General features: G+C 30.7%; 11 protein-coding genes and 3 tRNA genes. 10 read left to right on the top strand and 4 right to left on the bottom strand.

Features of this window, described 5'->3' with window-relative positions; genetic code table 11:
* Nucleotides 1-99: 99 nt before the first annotated feature.
* The 3 genes from NAB20_RS14355 to NAB20_RS14345 all read right to left on the bottom strand — a co-directional run bounded on the left by NAB20_RS14355 (nt 100) and on the right by NAB20_RS14345 (nt 1,592).
* Nucleotides 100-378 (bottom strand): TIGR03643 family protein, encoded by a 279-nt coding sequence (locus NAB20_RS14355; protein ID WP_088391551.1) that lies wholly within the window; start codon nt 376-378, stop codon nt 100-102.
* Nucleotides 379-464: 86 nt separating this feature from the next.
* Nucleotides 465-1,289 (bottom strand): sterol desaturase family protein, encoded by an 825-nt coding sequence (locus NAB20_RS14350; protein ID WP_164849048.1) that lies wholly within the window; start codon nt 1,287-1,289, stop codon nt 465-467.
* 66 nt (nt 1,290-1,355) lie between these two features.
* Entirely contained in the window at nt 1,356-1,592 is a 237-nt protein-coding gene (locus NAB20_RS14345; RefSeq protein ID WP_088391547.1) for a hypothetical protein, read from the bottom strand.
* Nucleotides 1,593-1,671: 79 nt separating this feature from the next.
* Between NAB20_RS14345 and NAB20_RS14340 the strand changes: the two genes are divergently transcribed.
* The 10 genes from NAB20_RS14340 to NAB20_RS14295 all read left to right on the top strand — a co-directional run bounded on the left by NAB20_RS14340 (nt 1,672) and on the right by NAB20_RS14295 (nt 10,115).
* Complete coding sequence (locus tag NAB20_RS14340; RefSeq protein WP_088391545.1) at nt 1,672-3,234, top strand: NAD(P)/FAD-dependent oxidoreductase; 1,563 nt, start codon at nt 1,672-1,674, stop codon at nt 3,232-3,234.
* A 98-nt stretch (nt 3,235-3,332) separates the two neighbouring features.
* Nucleotides 3,333-3,860 carry an isopentenyl-diphosphate Delta-isomerase gene (gene idi / locus NAB20_RS14335; RefSeq protein ID WP_375605282.1) on the top strand — a complete coding sequence of 176 codons (528 nt, stop codon included), beginning with the start codon at nt 3,333-3,335 and terminating at the stop codon, nt 3,858-3,860.
* Nucleotides 3,857-4,264, top strand: a complete 408-nt coding sequence (locus NAB20_RS14330; RefSeq protein WP_088391541.1) for a 6-carboxytetrahydropterin synthase — start codon at nt 3,857-3,859, stop codon at nt 4,262-4,264. Before idi ends, NAB20_RS14330 begins: the two co-directional genes overlap by 4 nt.
* Before the next feature lie 7 nt (nt 4,265-4,271).
* On the top strand, nt 4,272-4,733 hold the full coding sequence (locus tag NAB20_RS14325; RefSeq protein WP_088391539.1) for a peroxiredoxin: 462 nt from the start codon (nt 4,272-4,274) through the stop codon (nt 4,731-4,733).
* Nucleotides 4,733-5,701 (top strand): type I phosphomannose isomerase catalytic subunit, encoded by a 969-nt coding sequence (locus NAB20_RS14320; protein WP_105195916.1) that lies wholly within the window; start codon nt 4,733-4,735, stop codon nt 5,699-5,701. Before NAB20_RS14325 ends, NAB20_RS14320 begins: the two co-directional genes overlap by 1 nt.
* A 54-nt stretch (nt 5,702-5,755) precedes the next feature.
* Complete coding sequence (locus NAB20_RS14315) at nt 5,756-6,022, top strand: hypothetical protein (RefSeq protein ID WP_088391535.1); 267 nt, start codon at nt 5,756-5,758, stop codon at nt 6,020-6,022.
* Between the two features lie 80 nt (nt 6,023-6,102).
* A tRNA-Thr gene (locus NAB20_RS14310) sits at nt 6,103-6,176 on the top strand.
* A 53-nt stretch (nt 6,177-6,229) separates the two neighbouring features.
* Nucleotides 6,230-6,303: transfer RNA gene (locus NAB20_RS14305), tRNA-Thr, on the top strand.
* 50 nt (nt 6,304-6,353) lie between these two features.
* Nucleotides 6,354-6,427, top strand: a tRNA-Thr gene (locus tag NAB20_RS14300).
* A 997-nt stretch (nt 6,428-7,424) separates the two neighbouring features.
* Nucleotides 7,425-10,115 carry a polysaccharide lyase family 8 super-sandwich domain-containing protein gene (locus NAB20_RS14295; protein WP_375605281.1) on the top strand — a complete coding sequence of 897 codons (2,691 nt, stop codon included), beginning with the start codon at nt 7,425-7,427 and terminating at the stop codon, nt 10,113-10,115.
* 367 nt (nt 10,116-10,482) lie between these two features.
* Here NAB20_RS14295 and NAB20_RS14290 read toward each other — a convergent pair whose 3' ends face one another.
* The gene (locus NAB20_RS14290) at nt 10,483-12,903 is read right to left on the bottom strand and encodes an outer membrane beta-barrel family protein (RefSeq protein ID WP_127822761.1); all 2,421 of its coding nucleotides are present in this window, start codon (nt 12,901-12,903) and stop codon (nt 10,483-10,485) included.
* Between the last annotated feature and the right edge of the window lie 142 nt (nt 12,904-13,045).

Here is a 13,045-nt window from a genome sequence, read left to right as displayed (position 1 = left end):
AAAACGTAATTTGAGGTTAAAGATATTAGTTTACTAATTTTTAATGTAATCTTTATGAAAAAATTAACAAAAAAACTCCTGTAAAACAGGAGCCTAAAATTAATCAAATTTATTTTTAAGGTAATACTTCCCGTCTAGATCATCATCAAAGTCATTATTTTTAATAGGTTTAGGTTTGGGTTTGGAAGCTGTTATTTTTTTCTTCCAAAGTTCAAATTGATCTTTTGATAAATGTTTACGCATTAACTCTGTTACGTCACTTTCGCCCACTCCAAATTCTTCTTTAATTGATTCAAGGGGTTTACGCTCTTCTTTTGCCATGCTGATTAGTCTTTCTAAATTTTCTCTGTCTAATTCAGCGATTTTACTTTTTCTCATTTTAAATTATAAAAACAAAATTGTATTAAACTTTATGCAATACTTATTCCAATATTAATAAAAAGGAATGACTTTTTAAAATTTTTTTATGTTTTAGGATCTCTATATTTTTGAAAAGGAATTGATAATAAATTTTTAAGATTATTATGCTCTTCTTTAGCCATATAAGTATCTATGCCAAAGATGATTTTATCGTCTGCTAATTTTGTATAAGTTCTTAAAAAACGGTCCCATATACTAAAAATATTACCATAATTGCTATTCGTGTAAGGTAACTGGTAATGATGATGTATTCGGTGCATTTTAGGGGTAATCAAGACAAGTGCTAGTAAAGAATTTAACCAATTAGGAAATTGTATATTAGAATGATTAAACTGAGATAATATGACAGAACAAGATTGATACATGAAAAAAAGCCAAATAGGAGCTCCAGTGAATAAAACGGCTAAAGCAGTAAATAAAAACCGAAAAATACTTTCGCCAGGGTGATGACGGTTAGCGCTAGTTGTGTCAAGCCAAGTGTCAGTATGATGAATCAGATGAAATCGCCATAAAAATTTTATTTTATGCTGTAAATAATGAGGAAGATAAGCACCTATAAAATCCATTACTAAAAGTCCAATTATACATTGTAATCCCAAGTTTGTAATAGAAAACCAATGTAAAATTCCAAAATGATTTTGAGTATTCCAAATGCTGCTTTTAAATAAAAGTATTGCCAAAAGAAAATTAACAATAATAGTAGTAAAAGTAAAAAAAAGATTAAGTAAAGCATGTTCGCTTTTATTGTATTGAAATTGAAAACGAGGAAAACCGCTTTCTAAAATCCAAAAAAAAGCAATGCCTCCAAACAATATTAAAGACCTATGGGATGAAGGTATCGTCTCAAAATAATTAATAATCTCGTGAATCATAGTTTTTAGTCTAAAATCAAAAATAGTAAACTATTTGTTATGAATGAAGCAAGATTGTTTTTTTTATTCAAATAATTCACCTCTGTGAGGTTTTAAAGCATCTCTAACCTGAATCATATTTTCGTTATTTACAACCATCCAAGCTATAGCGTACATATCGTTTAGTACAGTAAAACCTGTAATTTTAATAGGAAGTCCCTCTCTATCGATATACTCTTTTAGATGAATTTCATGATGTTCAGCTATTTTAGCAGCTGTAGAACCTCTAAAATCCCAAATAAGTTTTATTTGTTTTGGCATCGTCTGTTAATTTTGAAATGCAAATTTACAACGAATCACTTAAAAATAAGTAGTATTTTTGCATTGTAAAAAATTGATAATGCCAAAAGAACTTCAAATTCAAGTGTCACCTGAGGTAGCTTCTAATGAAGTAATGCTAAAGAATCATATTGCAAAATTAATACAAGTATCCATTGTAGAAATACAACATATTGTAATTCTTAAAAAATCAATAGATGCTCGACAAAAAGCAATTAAAATAAATTTAAAAGTCATTCTCTATTTTCAAGGAGAAAAAATTATAGAAGATAAAATGACTTTGCCAAACTATCAGGATGTGAAGAATGCACCTGAAGTTATTGTTGTAGGAGCAGGGCCAGCTGGTTTGTTTGCTGCTTTACAATTAATAGAGTTAGGTGTTAAGCCAATCCTGTTAGAAAGAGGAAAAGAGGTAAGAGGAAGAAGAAGAGATTTAAAAGCAATTAATAGAGATCATATAGTCAATGAAGATTCTAATTATTGCTTTGGAGAAGGAGGAGCAGGTACTTATTCTGATGGTAAATTATATACTCGTTCAAAAAAACGTGGCGATGTAGACCGTATTTTAAGATTATTGGTAGCATTTGGAGCCTCTCCTGAAATATTAATAGAAGCACATCCTCATATAGGAACGAATAAACTCCCAGAAATTATCCAAGATATTAGAGAAAAGATAAAAGAATATGGAGGACAAGTCTTATTTGAAACACGAGTAACAGATATTCTAATAAAAAATAATGAAGTAGAAGGCGTGGTTACTCAATCAGGCGATATCATAGAAGCTAAAAAAATAATTTTGGCTACAGGACATTCAGCTCGTGACATATTTGAATTGTTAGATCGAAAAAAAGTATTGATAGAAGCAAAGCCTTTTGCCTTAGGAGTGCGAGCAGAACATCCGCAAAGCTTGATAGATTCAATACAATATTCTTGTGATTTTAGAGGAGAATTTTTGCCTCCAGCTCCTTACTCTGTTGTTAAACAGGTAAACGGAAGAGGAATGTACTCCTTTTGTATGTGTCCAGGAGGAGTTGTAGCTCCTTGCGCAACAAGCCCTGGAGAAGTAGTTACAAATGGTTGGTCGCCATCAAAAAGAGATCAAGCCACCGCTAATTCAGGAATTGTAGTAGAACTAAAAATAGAAGATTTTAAACCGTATGCTAAATTTGGAGCCTTAGCAGGTATGGAATTTCAAAAAGCAATTGAACAAAAAGCATGGGAATTAGCAGGTAAAACACAAAAAGTACCCGCTCAAAGAATGGTTGATTTTTCTCAAAAAAAAGTTTCACAAAGTATACCTAAAACATCCTATGTGCCAGGTACTACTAGTGTAGAATTAGGAACTGTTTTTCCTTCTTTTTTAACCCAAATTATGCGCGAAGGATTTGTTCAATTTGGAAAATCAATGAAAGGATATTTTACCAACGAAGCTATTTTACACGCTCCCGAAAGTAGAACCTCATCACCTGTTAGAATTCCTCGTGATAATTTTACATTGGAACATTTGCAAATAAAAGGCTTGTATCCTTGCGGAGAAGGAGCCGGATACGCAGGAGGTATTATTTCAGCTGCTATAGATGGAGAAAAATGCGCTATAAAAGCAGTCGAATCACTCTTGTGTTAACCTGTTTAAAATCTGTGTAAAAATCATTTAAGAGGCAATAAAAAGGAGAGCGCAGTAATTGATAGACTTTTCGTACTTTTACCCCGTAATACAAAACTATGATTGAAGAAAAAGTAATATTGGTAAATGAAGCAGATGAGGTAATAGGATTAATGCCCAAACTAGAAGCACATGAAAAGGCGCTGTTGCATAGAGCTTTTTCTGTATTTATATTGAATGATAAACGAGAAATAATGCTTCAGCAAAGAGCACATCACAAATATCATTCACCATTATTATGGACCAATACCTGTTGTAGTCATCAGCGGGAAGGAGAATCTAATATAGAAGCTGGGAAAAGACGTTTACAAGAAGAAATGGGATTTACAACAGAGCTAAAAGAACTTTTTCACTTTATTTACAAAGCCCCCTTTGACAATGGATTGACAGAACATGAATTAGATCATGTGATGATAGGATATTTTAATGAAGCACCGCTTATAAATCCGGAAGAAGTGGAAAATTGGAAATGGATGTCTATTGAAGCCGTAAAAGAAAATATAAGGCTTTATCCGGGGCAATATACCGTTTGGTTCAAAATTATTTTTGATGAATTTTATCATTATTTAGAAGCGCACACAATATGAGAGTAACAGTATCTAGAAAAGCTCATTTTAACGCAGCCCATCGCCTATATAGAAAAGATTGGACAGACGAACAGAATCAAAAAGTTTTTGGAAAATGTAATAATCCTAATTTTCATGGTCATAATTACGAGTTGATAGTGAGTGTTACAGGGATTATCAATCCAGAAACTGGTTATGTGATTGATATTAAAGATTTGGCAGATATAATTTATGAAGAAATAGAAATTCCGTTTGATCATAAAAATTTAAATTTAGATGTTCCAGAATTCGAAAATTTAATACCTACAGCGGAAAATATAGCAGTCATTATCTGGAATAAAATTAGAAAAAGAATACAAATAGAAAGCGATTTAGAGGTTACGTTGTTTGAAACACCACGTAATTTTGTTACATATAAAGGATAATTAAATTATGCAGAAAGGTTTGAAAGTAGGGGATAAACTGCCTCTTTTTGGAGCAAAAGATCAAAACGGAAATGATTTTTATATTAATTCTGTTCTTGGTAAAAAAGTATTAGTCATTTATTTTTATCCAAAAGATGATACTCCCGGTTGTACCAAACAAGCTTGTTTTTTAAGAGATCAATATGAAGAATTTAAAACCATAGGAGCAGAAGTTATAGGTATTAGTGGAGATAGTATTGCGGCACATAAAAAATTTGCAAGTAAATATGATCTACCTTACATATTACTTTCCGATCCTGATAAAACATTACGTAACCTGTTTGGGGTAAAATCAAATATGTTAGGGTTAATTCCAGGAAGAGTAACCTATGTAGTTGATAAAGAAGGAATAGTTCAAATGATTTTTGAGGACATGAATGCTACTAATCATTTAGATCGTACAGTTGAAAAAGTAAAAAGTTTGATTTAATGCCGATGGAATTATACCCTTTGCAATTTAAACCTATTTTTAAAGATAGAATTTGGGGAGGTACACGTTTAAAAACACTTCTAAATAAATCAATTCCTTCCGAAAAAACAGGAGAGAGTTGGGAATTGGCTGCTATAGACCAAGATGTTAGTCAAGTAACTGAAGGTGTTTATAAAGGGATTTTTTTAAACGATTTGATAGAAAAATACCCATTAGAAGTACTCGGTCATAAAGTATATCAACGGTTTGGGACGCAATTTCCTTTACTGTTTAAATTTTTAGATGCTAGAGAAGATCTCTCTATTCAAGTCCATCCCAATGATGCGTTAGCAAAAGAACGTCACAATTCTTTTGGTAAAACCGAAATGTGGTATGTAGTAGAAGCCGAACCAGAAGCAAAATTAATAGTAGGATTTAAAGAAAATGCTTCGAAAGAAGCTTATTTGGAACATTTGAGAAATAAAAATCTATCCTCTATCTTAGACGCATATCACGTAAAAGAAGGAGACGTTTTTTATTTAGAAACAGGCACTGTACATGCGATTGGAGCAGGTACCGTTGTAGCAGAGATACAACAAACCTCTGATATCACGTATCGAATTTATGATTTTGATCGTAAAGACGCACAAGGTAATCTAAGAGAATTACATATAGATTTAGCTTTAGATGCTATAGATTATCAAAAGAAAAAAGTAAAAGTTGATTATACCTTATCGGATGATCAAGCCGTAAATGTAGTCGATAGTCCCTATTTTACAGTAAAAGTTATAGAATTGAAAAAAAAATATAAAAAACAAAACGAAGTAGATAGTTTTGTGGTTTATATGTGTATAGAAGGGGATTTAGGAGTTAAAATAAAAGAACAAATTTATGAGTTTAGTAAAGGCGATACTTTTTTAATTCCAGCAGCTCTAAAAGACTATCAATTAATAGGAACTTCAAAGCTGTTAGAAATTGTAATTTCTTAACAGATATCGAAAGAATAATTGTAATTTTGCAAACGTAATTTAAAATACATACTAATGGCAAGTGTAAGAAATTTAAAAAAGAGTATCAATTATGTAATTAGTCAGATTATTGAAGCGGTTTATTTATATGAAATGACTTCAACAGGGAAACCAACTGATACAACTAATGCTATTATTGAAGAAGCTTTTGTTATTTTTGATAATTTGATTGAAAAATTAAATCAAAAGAACGTTGAAAATAAAAAAGCACACTTTAAACAAATAAACGCAGAATTGGAAAATGCTGCAAACCAATTAGTTGATAAAATTAATGCTTTGTAATTAAAAAAAGTATAAAAAAGTAGGGTGCAAAGCTTTGGAAAATAAAAAAACTATCCTATATTTGCACCCGTAAATGAGTCGCCGGTGTAGCTCAGCTGGCTAGAGCAGCTGATTTGTAATCAGCAGGTCGTGGGTTCGAGTCCCTCCATCGGCTCAAAATTTATCGAAAGATAAATTAGAAAATAAATTTATTGGAAAATACACTTTGCCGGTGTAGCTCAGCTGGCTAGAGCAGCTGATTTGTAATCAGCAGGTCGTGGGTTCGAGTCCCTCCATCGGCTCAAAGTTTATCAAAAGATAAATTAGAAAATAAATTTATAAAATACACCTTGCCGGTGTAGCTCAGCTGGCTAGAGCAGCTGATTTGTAATCAGCAGGTCGTGGGTTCGAGTCCCTCCATCGGCTCAAAAAGAGAAATCAAATCGATTTCTCTTTTTTTATTTAAAAAAGTATATCAAAAGTAACCTTACTTTTGTGAAAATAAAAAAATGACCAATTTTTATTTTTTGGTTATTTTCGTTTTCAAAAATTTCAAAAGAAGAATCAAGTCAGAAATCTGGGATTAAGTTCATGAAATGTTTTTTTATTATGTGATTCCTTCTTACTTCGGAGTGACAAACAAAAGGCATTTAGCTTCGGATTCTTGTCATCCTATAAAGTGAATAACATAGCATTTTTGATTTAGCAAAGCATGTGCTATATACTTTAGAGAACTAATTTGAAAATGGGAAACCTCATTTATTCTATAAAAAGGTTTGTTCTAAAACATCTTTTATAAACCCAGATTACGCATTAGACCCGAGCGTAGCGAATAGACGAAGTAAATCTATTCCACTTTATTTTTTTCAAATTCAAGCACGTACTCAAATTTTAATCATCAAAATAATTCACTATTTCTTCTTCTAAAATTTTCCGTGAGCACTTGAATTTATTGAAAAATTTTGTTTCAAAACGAAGTCTAATGCGGAATTTGGGTAAATAAAATTCCTAAAAAATGGCAAACCCTTAAAATATTTTTTTAATGAATTAGACTTTGTTTCAAAATAAATTATTAAATTTGATATAAGACAGGTAATATTTTATACTTCTGTCAGACTTAAAACCTATCGCTTCAGTAGAAATTTATCAAAAATGATATTGATGATAATCTAATGAGCCGGATGATTAGAAATTATCATTATTCTACCATTTTATTTTTTTGATAGGTGTATTATATTAATTTTTTTAATTAATCTAATTTTTATTATTGTTCCCTTTTATAGCAAATATACTAGTTGCTACGATTGCTATTGAGTCAAATTTTAAACTTTGTGAAAATTAGATTAAAAAACATCTTGTCACGGTTATTGCTTATTAATATACTTTTAAGCAAAGCCATAGTATTAATAAAAATAAAAGACTAATGAAACAAGTATTTTTTTTAATAACAGCACTATTCTTGACAAGTGTCTTAGGAATAGACGCTCAGTGTACGCCTACTTTTGTTCCTGATTTAGCATTACAATCAAGTGACGCAACTATTAAATCGGAAATCCAAAATATTTATGATAAAGCTAAAAATACAAGATTAGCTGCTACCCAACCATCCAGCTCAAGTCTAAATACAGCTATTGGACTCTATAATAATTTCAATATCGTTGTAAACGGCAATACGATTACTGGTAATCCTATAACCGATTATAATAAACTTACCTTTTTAAATACGTTTGTTGACCACCTAAAATTTAGTCCTAATGATACCGCCGTAATTGAAAAGGTCAATAATTTAATATGGTGGGTTTCAGAAAACCTTTGTAATAATACCCTATCAGTTGATACACACGGTTACATATTTAAGAACTTTTCAAGAAAAGGCTTCTTCTGTGCAGAGTATTTAACCCGTCAAAATAAGCAAAGGATTTTGTATATTATGGAAAAAGAATTTGCCAACTGGAATGTTTTTTGGAAACCAACTTATGATTATAAATCCCAAGTAACAGAAGGCGTTATTAATACAGATGATGTTTATAATAAATTAGATGCACTTGTGCCTTTAGTAAAATGTTTTCCAACAGATGATGAACAGTATCGTTATATGTTAACCTTAAGCCGATTTGTTACCCGATTTGCCTCTGTATACACAGATGGTACCCGAGATGGAATAAAACCAGATGGCAGTGGATATCATCATTGGAACAATTACGAAACGTATATGTATGCTTATAATACTCTTATTTATTGCTTAGATGTATTTGATACTACTCGTTTTCAAATAAAAGCTCCAGCGTATAAAGTTTTTAGAGATGCTGTTATGCACAAATTATTAATTTCTAATGATGCTGGATGGATCCCCCTATCTATGACAGGTAGAAGTGGTAACTGGGAAACAATATCAGTAGATCAAAATTCTATAAAAAATTTAGCTCTTGTAGGAGGCCGTATTTTGGGTTTAAGCACAGCAGATCCTCTCTTAGCGGGTATTTATAATAAAAGATATGGCGTAGAACCGTCCTTTAATTATAGTACAATTGCTCCTTTTTACGATGGCTTTTATCAAAACAATCACGCAAGTGCAGGCATATTTAGAACCAAGAACACGGTGATACTAAATAAAGGATTTAGCAATCAACTTTGGGGAGCAGAAACCTTTAGTAATAGTAACAGATATGGTAGATATCAAAGTTATGGAGCTATGAATATCCTATATCCAGGAACTGCTGATGCTAACGGTTTTAATAATACAAAATGGGATTGGAATTATAATCCAGGAGCTACGACTAAAGTATTATCATGGCAAGATTTAATTGTACCTTGGCAAAGAGTAGATGAATATTCAAGTAAAAAATTTTCAGGGTCTTTACAGTATAATTTACAAAATAAAGAATATTTAAGTAACGTTTTTGGAACACTTGGTATGTTTGCTATGGATTTTCAAGAGGCAGAAAATATAGGATGGGGAGGAACCCCAACAGGATCAAATACGCATGACATTTCTTTTACCTTTAAGAAATCTTCGTTTTTCTTTAATGATATGATCATTTGTTTAGGTTCTGATATAAGCAATAGCGATGTTAATAATTCAACCGTTACCACTTTATATCAAAATGCAACAACTCCTAACAATGTGATAATAAATAACAATACATATAACTCAACAGGTACAACATCTACTTATTCAGGAACAAATCCAAATTGGGTTTTGGATAACTTTAATACAGGCTTTTACTTAGTTAATGGAAATAATGATTTAAAGATTCAACGTAAGAATCAACAAACACCATCACATAATCAGAACAATCCAACAATTTTAAATCCCATTACAGAAGCAGCTATAGGATTTATAGATCACGGTAAAGCGCCTAATAATGCTCAATACGAATATGTAGTAGTTCCTAATACGAATGCTTCCGATATGCAAAATTTAGCCAATTCATTCCAAAATACCAGCACACGACCATATACGGTGCTAAATAAAGATAGTAAAGCACATATTATCAAACATACAGCATCAGGAATACATGCTTTTGCTCTTTTTGAACCGAATACAACACTTCCAGGGAATACAAGTATTATTTCAAATGATAAACCTTGTTTAATAATGTACGGACCGTTAAACTCTAATTCAGAAATGACATTGAGTTTATCCAATCCAGATCTAGGTCTTCCAGATAAAAGAAGTTTTGATTCATTCAAAGTTCAGCCTATAGAGATTACATTTGATGGAGAGTGGGAATTATCACAACCTCATAAAGATATTCAATCCGTGTCTTCAGGTTCAACGGGTACTGTCTTCAGGTTTTTAACTTCTCAGGGCTTGCCTATTGAAGCTACTTTTAAAAAAAATATAACTTCAACAAGCCCAAGAATAGGTTCGTTTGTAAATAATGGAAACGCTGTAAAGGCAATTTTAGCTTACCCTAATCCAACAAATACGATCATACGGGTTGATAATGTTCAAATGAACTCAACAAATACTAAGCTATATAATTTACAAGGACAAGATTTAACTCATTTAGTTATAATTAATAGCAACACAGTAGATATGTCTAAATTATTAAGAGGGACATATTGGTTAAAAGTCGATAATCAAAGTATTACAGTCTATAAAAAATAATAGGATAAAAAGATAAACTATAAATAACTAAAAAATCATTCTTTAATTTTATATAAAATAGGATAATAGAATGATTCTATCAAAAATCCCATTTTGAATAACTACAAAATGGGATTTTAATATTTTATTTAGAGAAGACCAAATTAAACCCAGATTACGCATTAGACCCGAGCGTAGCGAATAGACGAAGTAAATCTATTCCACTTTATTTTCTTCAAATTCAAGCACGTACTCAAATTTTATTCATCGAAATAGTTGACTATTTCATCTTCTAAAAAATCTCTTGAGCATTTGGATTTATTGAAAAAAATATTTTACAACGAAGTATAAGGCGATCGGAGTTTAATCTAATTCAAATTTCAATTTTTTAGAATAATCCTCCTCCTTGTGATTCATTTTGACTTCTTTGTTTTCTATCTAAAGCTTTATTTTTGCCACTACCAAAACGATAATTAAAATTGATATTTATAGATTGGCTCTCCCATCTAAAAATTCCATTAATTTGGGCAGGCTCATCACTATAAAAGCGTGCTCTCATTTTGTTGAAAATATCGTTGTATCGAATGCTTAAAGAACCTTTTCCGTTTAATAGGTTTAGTCGAGCTCCTAAATCGGTTTTCCACATATCTTTATTAGAAAATTGTAGACCATTTTGACCCGCTCTATACATGGTAAACCAAATTAATCGAAAATCTTTAGTTAGTTTAAAAGTATGATTCATTCTGCTATTAAACAGAACTGCGTTAATATTTTGTGTGTATAAGTTACTATCTCTTTTTTCTATGATACCTGTTGAATTGGTGAAATAGCTATCAAAACCAAAATTTACGCTCCACCATTTTCTAAAATCTAAATTACCAGATAATTCAATACCGTATTCTGTATTACGATCAAAATTAGTAAAGGTTAATTGTTGTTTTGTTGGCTCGTTAGGATTTGTTGTAATAATTTGATCAATTTCATTTTGAATAAAACGTACAAAAGCTCCCGATGTAATAGATCCTATTTTTAATTTTCGAGTGTAATTTAATTCAATAGAATTGGTAAATTGAGGTCTTAATTTAGAGTTTCCTACTTGTTGGATTGTAAGACCATTCCATTGTCTAATTTCATTTACTTGCTCCATATTAGGTCTGTCAACTCTTCTAGAATAGTTAAGGTTAAATGAATTGTTTTCAGATAAATTATAGGTTAAAAAAGCCGAAGGATATACCGTGAAAATATAATCGGAAAATGTTTTATCTGTATTTCCTGTTTTTTGAAAAGAACCTTTTGCTTCATAACTCTCAAATCGAATACCTAGTTGATAGTTCCATTTTCCTAATTCTTTACTATAATTACTATAGGCAGAATAAATATTTCTTCTAAAATTAAAAAGAGCGTCAAAGGTTGAGTTAATTTGGATTTTGTTATTTGTATCATCTAATCTGCTTTCTAATCCGAGTTCTATTTTAGATGTTTCGTTTATAGGGTTTACAAAATCAATATTACCAATGAAGTTGCTGCCTTTTTTTTGAATTGTATTGGTAGATTTTATAGTATAGTTGCGATCTTTAAAAATACTATTTTCAGGTTCATCATTTGTATTATAACTTAATTCAATATCCAGTGTCCTATTTTCATTGTCAAATAGGTGTTTATAAGCAAGATTATAGGTTTGGTTTTTGTTTAAACCACTAGCTTCTTGTATTTGTAAATCTTTAAGGTTACTATCTAAATAATGAATACCATTTTTAAATTCAATAGTAGGGTTGTCAAAATTTTGAATGGTATAAAATGAAAGTGTATTCTTATCATTTATATAAAAATCGGTTCCGATTTTAGAGAAATTATTTTTTCGGAAATGAACGATGTCAAAATTAAGATCATAATCTTTTGTACTGTCGTATTTATTCCATTTTATAAGACCATGATTTGTGTTTTTTCCATGATTTAATGAATAATTGGTGTAAAAATTAAATTTATTAAATCGGTAGTTTAAGTCTATAGAGCCATTGAATTTAGGTGTAATCCCAAAATTAACAGCCGTGGTTATATTGCCATTAAACCCTAAATTAGAATTTTTATTAAGTACAATATTTATAATACCACTCATTCCTTCAGGGTTGTATTTAGCCGATGGATTCGTAATGAGTTCTACCTGTTTTATGGCAGTTGAAGGGATTTGTTGTAAGGCTTGAGCAGCAGATAGATTAGAGGGTTTACCATCTATAAAAATTCGTACATTTTCATTGCCTCTTAAACTTACAGTGTTGTTCTGTACATCTACACTTACGGTAGGAATGTTATTCATTAATTCAGCAGCAGTAGCGCCTGCTGTTTGTAAATCTTTGCCGATTGTAATTACTTTTCTATCAATTTTTTGTTCAACTGATGATTTCTCTTTTGTAATACTGACTTCATTTAGTTGTTTTGATTCATCTTCTAATACAATATTTTTTAGATTGATATTTTTGTTTTCAGAAGTTAATGTTACTGTATTTACGTATTTTTTATAGCCCATAAAAACAACTTCTATAACTAAATTTTTAAGTGGTAGACTTGATATTGAAAAAGCCCCATTATCTTTTGTTATGGCTCCGGATATTGTTTTACCTTCGCTTTTTACAGTTATGGAAACATAAGGAAGGGGAGAATTGTTTTTTTTATCAATTACTTTTCCAGTTAGGGATCCTGTAGTATTTGAATAAAGGCTGTTGTAATTATTGTTACTAGGAGTTACAGGAGTTTGTGCTTGTATAGTGCCCATAGCAGCTAGTAGGCAAACTAAAATTGCTTTTCTTTTCATTTTGATTGATAATTTTGATTGATGATGATTGAATCAATTTAAAGTAAAAGTGATATTGTAATACAAGGTACTTTTAGAATTAAATTTGATTTTGTAGAATAAGACGTGATATGTTTTTTTTGTTACACTTTAGATAAAAAAA

The sequence above is a fragment of the Flavobacterium davisii genome (assembly GCF_042182265.1).
Lineage (GTDB): Bacteria > Bacteroidota > Bacteroidia > Flavobacteriales > Flavobacteriaceae > Flavobacterium > Flavobacterium davisii.
Note: the sequence above shows the minus strand (reverse complement) of the source record. Positions and strands in the feature narration are given on the sequence as shown.

Excerpts from the sequence above, each read along its gene's own strand:
- NAB20_RS14340 (WP_088391545.1), top strand. The coding sequence starts at position 1,672 with ATGCCAAAAGAACTTCAAATTCAAGTGTCACCTGAGGTAGCTTCTAAT.
- NAB20_RS14345 (WP_088391547.1), bottom strand. The coding sequence starts at position 1,592 with ATGCCAAAACAAATAAAACTTATTTGGGATTTTAGAGGTTCTACAGCT.
- NAB20_RS14315 (WP_088391535.1), top strand. The coding sequence starts at position 5,756 with ATGGCAAGTGTAAGAAATTTAAAAAAGAGTATCAATTATGTAATTAGT.
- NAB20_RS14355 (WP_088391551.1), bottom strand. The coding sequence starts at position 378 with ATGAGAAAAAGTAAAATCGCTGAATTAGACAGAGAAAATTTAGAAAGA.
- NAB20_RS14320 (WP_105195916.1), top strand. The coding sequence starts at position 4,733 with ATGCCGATGGAATTATACCCTTTGCAATTTAAACCTATTTTTAAAGAT.
- NAB20_RS14330 (WP_088391541.1), top strand. The coding sequence starts at position 3,857 with ATGAGAGTAACAGTATCTAGAAAAGCTCATTTTAACGCAGCCCATCGC.
- NAB20_RS14290 (WP_127822761.1), bottom strand. The coding sequence starts at position 12,903 with ATGAAAAGAAAAGCAATTTTAGTTTGCCTACTAGCTGCTATGGGCACT.
- NAB20_RS14295 (WP_375605281.1), top strand. The coding sequence starts at position 7,425 with ATGAAACAAGTATTTTTTTTAATAACAGCACTATTCTTGACAAGTGTC.
- idi (WP_375605282.1), top strand. The coding sequence starts at position 3,333 with ATGATTGAAGAAAAAGTAATATTGGTAAATGAAGCAGATGAGGTAATA.
- NAB20_RS14325 (WP_088391539.1), top strand. The coding sequence starts at position 4,272 with ATGCAGAAAGGTTTGAAAGTAGGGGATAAACTGCCTCTTTTTGGAGCA.